Source organism: Ciceribacter sichuanensis, assembly GCF_024055605.1.
In the GTDB taxonomy this organism is placed as follows: Bacteria; Pseudomonadota; Alphaproteobacteria; order Rhizobiales; family Rhizobiaceae; genus Allorhizobium; species Allorhizobium sichuanense.
Window position 1 is genome coordinate 19,452 of record NZ_JAMXLX010000018.1, and the last position, 9,213, is coordinate 28,664.

Genomic DNA, 9,213 nt, shown 5'->3' on the forward strand with positions numbered 1-9,213 from the left:
TGATCCTGCGATGGACGGGAACGGTCCCCAGGCGGGGACCATGAGGGATCACATCAGATGAATTGCTCGATATAGCTGCTGATATCGAATGCAGCGTCCTGGCGTTTCATCGGTTCGCCGAAACGCGGATCGAGACGCAGCCAGGCGCGTGCTGTGCCATCGTCCTCCACCGGGACATCCCGCGTCAGCCGTTCCTTCACCTTTTCGGGCAGGAGATCGACGATGTCGCTGGTTACCATCGGGTCCAGAATGATGGGAAGTGTGCTGAATCCCGCTGCTTCCGTCGCAGCCAGGCTTGCGCCGGCAAGCTTCTGGATCATGTCGATCGAGGCGCCCTGCAGCTTTGCGGAGCTGTATGCCGACATGCGGTGGTAGAGAACATAGGCTTCCACCCAGTTCTTCGCCTGGATATGCAGGCGAAGCGCAACGGTCTGCCGGTGCTGCATGAACTGGACGATCTCCTGCGTGAGATCGAAGCGTTCCTGGGTCGTCGGGAACTTGTCCTTCCACATCTGCGAGGCAAGGTATTCCAGCCCGCCGCGATAGGTGTCCCACTGGAACATGCACTCGTTGTTGCCCTGCTGCAGGCGCGGGTCGTCCGAGACGGCCGTCACACGTGCGAACGGTTCCGGCATGAACAGGATGTCTGTCTTGTCGAGCGCGCGGGTGGTGAACAGAAAGGCCCAGAAGATGAAGGGCGTCGCGCCCGAAATGGTCTTCTGCAGCACGTCGCGCCGGATGATCAGGAATTCCGGGAAAGCGTGATGGCCGAGGATGAAGCGCAGGAGGCCCTTGAAATCGCCCTTGGCGAAGCGGGTCGGACCGGGAACCGGATAGAAGGGACCCATGTCGCCGCGACCGGGCCGCGCGTCAACGAGCATCCACGGCGCCTGAACCATTCCGATGCCCGGATCCGTTTCCATGATCCTGACATACTCGACGACCTTTTCCGGAATCAGCAGGTCGTCGTCACCGAGGAATACGGCATAGCGACCACGGGCACGACGCATGGCGAAGGCGTAGTTGCTGACGAAGCCGGAATTCTTGATGCGGCGGTAATGGCTGAGTTCGGGCGTGCCCGCCAGCGATTGGAGATAGTCGTTGGTGCTATCGGTCGAGCAATCGTCGACGATGACGATCTCAAACGGAATGCCGAGGCGTCGGAAGTTCTCGAGATGGAAATTGATATTCCTCTCGAGCATGAACTGCCTGTTATAGGTGGGTACGCATATGGACAGCAGGATTTCGGAGTTTTGCATCATGGAGCCTGGGACTGCTGTTGATCTGGACGCGGAGAAACCGGTTCTGGCCTTATTAACAGGCGGGGCTTTCGCGAGGCTGTAGGAGGACTGCTTCAGAGAGTTCGATGGTGGCCGCGGCCGGAATGCTGCGACCGGACGATGTCTGTCGGAGAGCGGCCGCAGGCCTCCACCGGCGCGCCGCCGTGCTCTGGAGCACGTTGCGGCGGGGCCGGATCATCAATGCGAAGCGCCTTCGGCTTTGGCCGACACCGGCGGCTTTTCACCCTCGGCGATCTTGATGGTCGAGGACCTGCGTTTCGGGTCGCCCGAGTTCAGGTCCGCCTTGGAGAGGAAGTCGAGCTGCTCGACGATGACGCCGGTGACCAGTTCCTCGCCGACCTTGCCGTTGATCCCGTCCTTGACCTTGGTCTTGAGGCCCGCGACGTCGAAACTGCCTGCGGTCGGAAGGTCGATGAGCTTATCGCCTACCAGCAGGCCGAAGAGCTGGTCGGTGATGTAAGGAGCGATCGGCAGGTGGACCTTCTTCGCCTTTTCGCTGTCGACGGTCACCGAGACCTTCGCCAGGAAATAGCCGGTCACCGCGTTGTCCGTGACCACGGGCAGGCTCAGGATCTCGCCGGCGACGTATTCGGTCGGCGTTTCGGCCTTGGCTTCGGCATTTTCACCCGGCTTGCCGCTGAACGACACGGCGGCATAGACGCCGCCCAGTGTCAGAGCGCAAACCCACAGGCCGACGAGAAGGATCTTGATCATTTCCGCTCACGAACGAGGAATTGTTCCTGCGAATAGGTGCCGTCGTCATCGGCGTTCTGCGCCGCGTTCTTCAAGAGTTCGGTCACCGCGCGTACGGCGCGCATGTGAGCTTCCACCCGGCGGGCGTTGAGGTCCAGCTTGGCCTTCAGGCCGTGAAGCTGTTCGAGATAGGTCGCCGCGACCTCGCGGGTATCGGTGTCGCGAAACAGCATGGTGAGTTCGTAGAGGCAACGGCTCTTGTGCGCATTCGAGAGCTTGAAGTCGAAATCCGGATCCGTGCCGATGCGCTGGTTCTCGTTGTCAATGATGACTTCGAGCCGGCCGAGCACCGTCTTGATACGGTATTCGTGGTTGACTACTTCCATTTTAAATCACCCCTTGGCGTGCTGTATTCAGCTTGTTTTGTTGTCAGTCGCAGTGCTGGTGTCGCTCTCGGGAGAAAGCAGCGTCTTGCGCTGGAAATCCGTGATCATGCTGAGCGCCATGCCACGGTCGGACTCGTCTGTCGCGGTATTGGGAGCCTGGGCCCGCTCACGCTGCAGCGACTGGGAATAGACCTGTTCCGCAATGCCGATGCCGCCGGTCTTGGAGACCTCGTTGGCGATCTGCTCGGCCATCATGCTCTTCCAGAATTCGCCGGCGGAGCCCTTGCCGTAGATCTCCTCGCTCTCCTTCGGCATCATGTCCTGGATGAAGGTCGACAGGATACTCGCCTCGAACTTGCGATAGGTTTCCGGCACCTTGCCGTCGGTCTGCGCCGTGGAAACATTGCCGAGACCGGCCTTGGCTGCAGCGCTCTGTGCCGTGCCGAGCATCGAGGCAAAGCCTGCATTGCTGGCGGTCAGAACCGAAGCCTCGTTCGCGGCGCTGGTCGCCCGCATCTTTTCCCGGGCCGCCATCAGCTCGCCGGGGTCGGCTGCTTTGACCACGTCGAGAACGAGATCGCTTGGAGGAGAAATAGCCACGTCGTCTTCCTTTTGCGTTGGAGCATAATCCGACCGGAGTGAAACGAGGATCGATAAGACTATGCTTCAAAAAGAGAACCTTGGAGCGCCGATCCGATTCAATCGGATCGAAACGCGCTCCATGTTCGAAGACAATCGCACTCTAACCTTGCTGGAGGCTGGTGTCTTTCAGCGCAAGGGTCATTTCGATGAGGTCGTAGACGGCATTGTCGTCGGCGACCCGGGTTTCCGCCTGGCGCGCTTCCTTCATCTTCTCCTCCAGCTTGTCCCCCTTCTTTCGCTCCCTGGCGAGGCGCGTTTCCTGGGTTCTCTGGAGATTGCCGAGCTGCTTGTCCCGGCTCGTCAGTTTGGCAAAGCGCTCGAGATAGTGACGGGAAAGGGGGCGATGCAGCGGGTCGAGCGAGGTCATGACCCTGACCGTGCGGTTTGTCGCCTCCGCAACTTCTGCCCGTTCGCGGATGACCATGGAAAGCTCGTTTTCGGTCATCTTCTCGACATGGCGCTGGACTGCCACGAGCCGCTTGAGCTTTTTCGATTTTTCGACCTCGGCCACGTCCGTTCCCTAGAGATTGTTGAAGATCGGCGCGAATGCCTGGGCGAACTGGTCCAGCAGCGCTGCAATACCGAAGTAGAGAAGCAACAGCCCGCCGAAGAGGGCGTAGGGCGTGGAGATGAAGTAGAGCGGGATCTGCGGCGCCAGCTTGTTGATGAGGCCGATGACGACGTTGAACAGCAGGCCGAACAAAAGGAACGGACTAGCCAGACGCAGCATGACCATCAGCGTGGCGCTCATGGTATCCGTCAGGCTGATCAGCATCTGCTGCGGGTCTATCAACCGGCCGATGGGAAGAGCCTCATAGGAATCGGCAAGCGCCTTGATGATGATGTGATGAAAATCCGTAGCGAAAAGAACCAGCAACGCGCCGAAGGTCATGATGGTGGTGAGTTGGTTCTCGGGAGTATCTTCCAGCGGATCGGAGGTCGGCTGCGCATTGAAGGCGATCGACATGCCGATGACGGTGCCGGCGAACTGCATTCCCATCGTGTAGAGATGGGCGATCAGGCCGAACATCACGCCCGTCAGCGTCTCGGAAAAGATCAGCGTGACATAAACGACCGTATCCCCGGTCGCCCGGGGATACAGTGTGTCCCAGAAGAGAGGCAGCAGGGCGATCGACATCGACAGCGACAGGAAGAGTCTGATCTGCATCGGCATGCGCGCTGAAGAGAAGGTCGGCATGGTCATCATGCAACCACCGATCCGGCAGAATGCCAGAAACAGCGCCAGGACAGTCCCCTGCGGATCTGAAATCATGAAATGGAACCGAGAATCTTGATTTCCGTGCCTTTGGCCAATTCCACGTGCGAAAGTACCGGCAGCGTGCTGAAGAGGCGTTCCGTGATCATTCGTACATAGGAGCGCGTTTCCGGCAGCGTGACAAGTACGAAGGGCAGGCCTTCGTCCATGAATTCACGGATAACCTTGCTGGCCTCGGCGCTGAACTCCTCGACATGGCGCGGATCGATGTCGAATTCGACAACGTCGCCCTTGGCGTCGCGCTTGATCGCCTGCTGGAAGATGACGTCCCATTTGGTGCCCAGGCGGACGACGCGCAGGATGCCGTTGTCTGAGAGGTCGCCGCAGATCTGCTGCGCCATGCGGATGCGGACGTGTTCCACGATCTGCTCGGTCTTGCGCAGATGCGGTGCGAGTTCCGCGACGGCTTCGAGGATCAGGTGCAGGTTGCGGATCGACACGCGTTCGGCAAGCAGCAGCTTCAGGATCGCCTGCAGCCCGGAATAGGACATGTGCGAGGAGCAGATTTCGTCGGCAAGCTTCTTGTATTCCGGATCGAGCCGCTCGATCAGCATCTTCACGTCCTTGAACGAGAGCAGCATCGGCAGGTTGTTGCGGATGACCTCGCTCACATGGGTGAGAAGCGTCGAGATGTTGTCGATCGGGTGGAAGCCCTCGCGCTTGAGGTCCTCCACGAAGTTTTCCAGTACCGAGACCGCCGGCATGCCGAAGGCGGGATCGCGTACCTCGTCGCCCGGAACGGTCGGCTTGCGGCCCTTGCCGGTGATGACCAGGACTTCGCCGACGCGCAGCGTGTTGGCGGCGACCGTCGTGCCGTGGATACGGATCTGGTAGGATTTGTCCGGAATGGTGATGTCGTCGGTGACCTTGATTTCCGGAACCACGAAACCGTACTGCGCGGCAAATTTCTTGCGCATCTTGCCGACGCGGAACGCAAGTTCCTGATGGGCGCCGAGAAGGCGCGGCGAAATGTGCTTTCCGAGCGCCAGTTCGATCTCCGTCGTGCGCAACACGTTCTTGACCGTGTCGCGTTCGGCCTCCTGATTGTGGACGGCCTTCTTCTCTTCCTGTTCGCGAAGCGCCTTGTTCTCAGCTTCGATCTGACGCGGAATGAACCAGGAGCCGAAGGCGAGAACACCGCCCAGGAACATGAACGGCAGGAAGGGCAGACCTGGCATAAGCGCCAGAACCGCCATCAGAACGGCGGCGACGGACATGGCCTTCGGATAGCCGCTGAGCTGCCCGATAACGGCCTGGTCGGTGGAGCCGAGCGTGCCGCCGCGGGTGACGAGAAGGCCGGCGGCCAGCGAGACGATAAGGGCCGGAATCTGTGAAACGATACCGTCACCGACGGAAAGCTTGACGAAGACGTCGGCGGCTTCGCCGATTTCCATGCCATGGCGGAAATAGCCGATGATGATGCCGCCGAACACGTTGATGGCGGTAATGATCAGGCCGGCGACGGCGTCGCCGCGCACGAACTTCGATGCGCCGTCCATGGCCCCGAAGAACGAGCTTTCCTCCTCCAGTTCCTTGCGCCGGCGCTGCGCTTCCTTTTCGTCGATGATGCCAGCCGAAAGGTCGGCGTCGATCGACATCTGCTTGCCGGGAATGGCGTCGAGGGTGAAGCGGGCGCCGACTTCCGCGATACGGGTCGCGCCCTTGGTGATGACGATGAAGTTCACCGTGATCAGGATGAGGAAGACGATCAGACCGATGACGAAGTCGCCGGACATCACCAGGCTGGCGAAGCCCGCGATCACGCCGCCCGCCGCCCCGTGCCCTTCATGGCCATGGGAAAGGATGACGCGCGTCGTGGCGATGTTGAGCGATAGGCGCACCATCGTCGAAATCAGGAGAATCGTCGGGAAGGACGAGAAATCGAGCGGTCGCTGGATCCACAGCGCCACCATCAGGATCAGCACCGAGAAGGCGATCGAGAAGGCCAGACCCATGTCGATCAGGAACGGGGGGATCGGCAGGAAGAGGATGCAGAGGATCACCACGATGCCGAGGGCAAAGCCGATATCGCGACCGCGCGGTGAAACTTTCGGGATAGTCAAAACGCTAGGGGGGGTGGCCATTCCTGCTCCGTCTCGTCATGAGATCAGCAAAGACTTCGATTTCACGTTCATGTGAAACTGGCATCCGACGCGCGTTTTCGTTCGCAGGGCAAACCAGTCCAACCGGGAGCCTAGAGGTCGAAGCTTGCGCGAGAGTGGCGCAGGACCGCCTTGTCGGCCCCGATTGCGTTGCCGATCGTTAAGCCCGAAAGTGATCCGTTAACTATTTGTTAACATTTGTGGCGTAAGCGGTTACATGGATGATTGCGCGATGTGGGCGCCTTGGGCAGGCCATGATGTGGCCGTTTCTATATGAAAGGGCTCCCGGTGACATCGACGACCACGCTTTCGACCTATACGAGCTATCTCCTGGTCAACAGGGATATGAAGACCTCGTTGACCCGGGTCGCAAACGAATCGACCGTCTCCCGCGATACCGCCTACTACGAAGAAAACATCGGCAACGTCACGACGGTTGACGAATTCGTCAACGACTACAGGCTCTTTTCCTATGCAATGAAGGCCTATGGTCTTGAGGACATGACCTACGCCAAGGCCTTCATGAAGAAGATCCTTGAAAGCGACCTGACGGACGATTCGAGCTTCGCCAACAGCCTGACCGATACCCGCTATCAGGATTTCGCTGCCGCCTTCAATTTCGCCGGCGAGACGACGAAGGCCCAGACCTCCGTCCAGACGGACACTCTCCTGACCGCCTACCAGGATTCCTTCACGGCGGAAGAGGACGATATCCAGACGGAAATCGACTATTACGAGAAGAAGATCGGCAGCATCACCAGCGTCGATCAGCTGATCGGCGACAGCCGATTGCGCAGCTATGTGCTGGAATCCTTCGGCCTCGATGCGACCTATACCTCGAAGAGCTATCTCAAGCAGGTCCTGACCAGCGATCTCTCCGACCCGGACAGCGTGGCCAACAAGGCCAGCAGCGACACCTGGCGCGAACTGGCCGCATCGTTCAGTTTCAATACCGATGGCTCGGTCAACGGCACCATCCAGACTACCGACGAGATCGAGAATCGCCGCCTCGACTACATCTATAACGCTTCGACCTATCCCTCCGACCTGCTCTTCGAAGCGAACCAGACCTACTGGGAGAAGAACGCGGCATCCGCGACGACGGCCACCGAACTGGTCTCCGACGAGCGCTTACTCTCCTACGTGAAGACGGCTTTCGGTCTGCGCGACACCATCATGGCGTCGAGTGTCGCGAGCTTAATGTCGAGCGAGAGCTTCGCCTCCGTCTATGGCAACACGGAGCTTCTGGATTATTTCAATTTCGAGACGGACGGCACCGTCACCTCGGGCGAAAGCGCCCTGAGCAGTGATCAGATCACCTCGCTTGCAAGCCGTTACAAGACCGCCTTCCAGGAGGACCAGCAGGCTGCGGTCGATGACGCCGTATCCAATTTCGAGACCCGTATCGCCGCGGTTACCAGTATCGACGACTTCCTGACGACAAACAGCGACTATTACGAGAGCGACGACGACGTAAACAACGACGACACCTATGACGATGTGACCGAAATATGGAACGTCGCGCTGCGCGCCTATGGCATCGATCCCGATGAAGTCACCAAGTCGGAGCTGCGCAAGATTCTGGCGAGCGACGCCGATGACGCGAAAAGTTACGTCAATTCGCTGAAGGATGATCGTTTCGTCAATCTGGCAAAGGCCTTCAACTTCAACTCGGAGGGTGACACTGAAGTTCCCCTTCTCGTCCAGTCGGAAAACGTCATCAACGGCTATGCTACCGCCTATACCGATCAGAAGACACGCTTCCTGACGGGAACGGAACTCACCGATGCCAAGGACGCTGCCGAAACGGAGATCGAATACTACAAGACGCAGATGGAAACGATTTCCACGATCGACGAATTCCTTTCGGATAGCCGCCTTACGAACTTCGTGCTCGAAGCCAAGGGGATCGATCCGGAAAGCCTCAAAAATGAGGACCTGGATCTGCGCAAGATGTTCGAATCCGACCTGACGGATCCGAAGAGTTATGTGAATTCGCTTTCCGACGGCACCTTCGCGGAAATCGTGGCTTCGTTCAATTTCGACCTTGAAGGCAATCTTTCGAGCGATCCGACCGGAACGATCCAGCAACGGGGCGACACGCTCGAAACCGTCAACAAGTATCTTCGACAGACGCTCGAGGAGGAGCAGGGCGATTCGAGCGAAGGCGTTCGTCTGGCTCTCTACTTCCAGCGCATGGCCCCGTCGATCACCAGCGCCTACGACATTCTCGGAGACAGCGCGCTTCTGGAATTCTTCACCACCGCCTACAGCATGTCCGACTACTTCTCGAGCCAGGACGTGGAGAAGCAGGCAAGCACCGTATCCAATTTCATTGATCTGGAGCAGCTTCAGGATCCTGATTACGTCGAGAAGCTGGTGAAGCGCTACACAGCTCTCTACGATACCGAGAACGGCACCACCGACTCTGCCGCACTGTCGATCCTGTCCGGTGTGAACTCGATCAGCGCCGATACGCTCCTCGCCGTTGCGCAGCTTTCCGCCAAGTAACGGACCGGACCGGGATTCTTCGCGGAGGCCCGGTGCCATCGCTGAATGAGTAACCTTTGTTAGCGCAAACAAAAACCGCAGCGTTTGGTCGCCGCGGTTTTTAGTTTTGTGGAGCTGTCCTTCGGAGAGAACCTCGATCGCCCTCGCGCCTGATGGCATTGGGCCTGCCGAAGCCTGTTTACTTCCAGTCGATGCAGTATCCGAGGAACCGCTTTGAATCGACGGGATCGAAACCGAGCTTTTTGCGCAGTTTCTTCCTGAGCTTTGAGATGTGGCTTTCGACGACGTTTTCTTCGACGTCC

At 58.9% G+C, this 9,213-nt stretch carries 9 protein-coding genes; 1 reads left to right on the forward strand and 8 read right to left on the reverse strand.

Annotation, left to right across the window (positions count from 1 at the left end):
• Positions 1–53: 53 nt before the first annotated feature.
• The 7 genes from NBH21_RS25795 to flhA all read right to left on the reverse strand — a co-directional run bounded on the left by NBH21_RS25795 (position 54) and on the right by flhA (position 6,382).
• Positions 54–1,262, reverse strand: a complete 1,209-nt coding sequence (locus tag NBH21_RS25795; RefSeq protein ID WP_250913815.1) for a glycosyltransferase family 2 protein — start codon at positions 1,260–1,262, stop codon at positions 54–56.
• 216 nt (positions 1,263–1,478) lie between these two features.
• Positions 1,479–2,015 (reverse strand): hypothetical protein, encoded by a 537-nt coding sequence (locus NBH21_RS25800; RefSeq protein WP_250913814.1) that lies wholly within the window; start codon positions 2,013–2,015, stop codon positions 1,479–1,481.
• Positions 2,012–2,380 carry a hypothetical protein gene (locus NBH21_RS25805; RefSeq protein ID WP_250913813.1) on the reverse strand — a complete coding sequence of 123 codons (369 nt, stop codon included), beginning with the start codon at positions 2,378–2,380 and terminating at the stop codon, positions 2,012–2,014. Before NBH21_RS25805 ends, NBH21_RS25800 begins: the two co-directional genes overlap by 4 nt.
• A 27-nt stretch (positions 2,381–2,407) precedes the next feature.
• Positions 2,408–2,980: a rod-binding protein gene (locus NBH21_RS25810; RefSeq protein WP_250913812.1), complete on the reverse strand. Its 573-nt coding sequence runs from the start codon at positions 2,978–2,980 to the stop codon at positions 2,408–2,410.
• A 142-nt stretch (positions 2,981–3,122) separates the two neighbouring features.
• Complete coding sequence (locus NBH21_RS25815; RefSeq protein WP_250913811.1) at positions 3,123–3,533, reverse strand: hypothetical protein; 411 nt, start codon at positions 3,531–3,533, stop codon at positions 3,123–3,125.
• 9 nt (positions 3,534–3,542) lie between these two features.
• Complete coding sequence (fliR, locus tag NBH21_RS25820; RefSeq protein WP_250913810.1) at positions 3,543–4,295, reverse strand: flagellar biosynthetic protein FliR; 753 nt, start codon at positions 4,293–4,295, stop codon at positions 3,543–3,545.
• Complete coding sequence (gene flhA / locus NBH21_RS25825) at positions 4,292–6,382, reverse strand: flagellar biosynthesis protein FlhA (protein WP_250913809.1); 2,091 nt, start codon at positions 6,380–6,382, stop codon at positions 4,292–4,294. Before flhA ends, fliR begins: the two co-directional genes overlap by 4 nt.
• A 363-nt stretch (positions 6,383–6,745) precedes the next feature.
• On the opposite strand from flhA, the gene NBH21_RS25830 reads away from it, so the two are divergent.
• Complete coding sequence (locus NBH21_RS25830; protein ID WP_280924927.1) at positions 6,746–8,911, forward strand: DUF1217 domain-containing protein; 2,166 nt, start codon at positions 6,746–6,748, stop codon at positions 8,909–8,911.
• Between the two features lie 178 nt (positions 8,912–9,089).
• On the opposite strand, the gene NBH21_RS25835 is transcribed toward NBH21_RS25830, so the two are convergent.
• A partial coding sequence (locus NBH21_RS25835) for a winged helix-turn-helix domain-containing protein (protein ID WP_342452042.1) occupies positions 9,090–9,213 on the reverse strand: 124 nt, incomplete at its 5' end.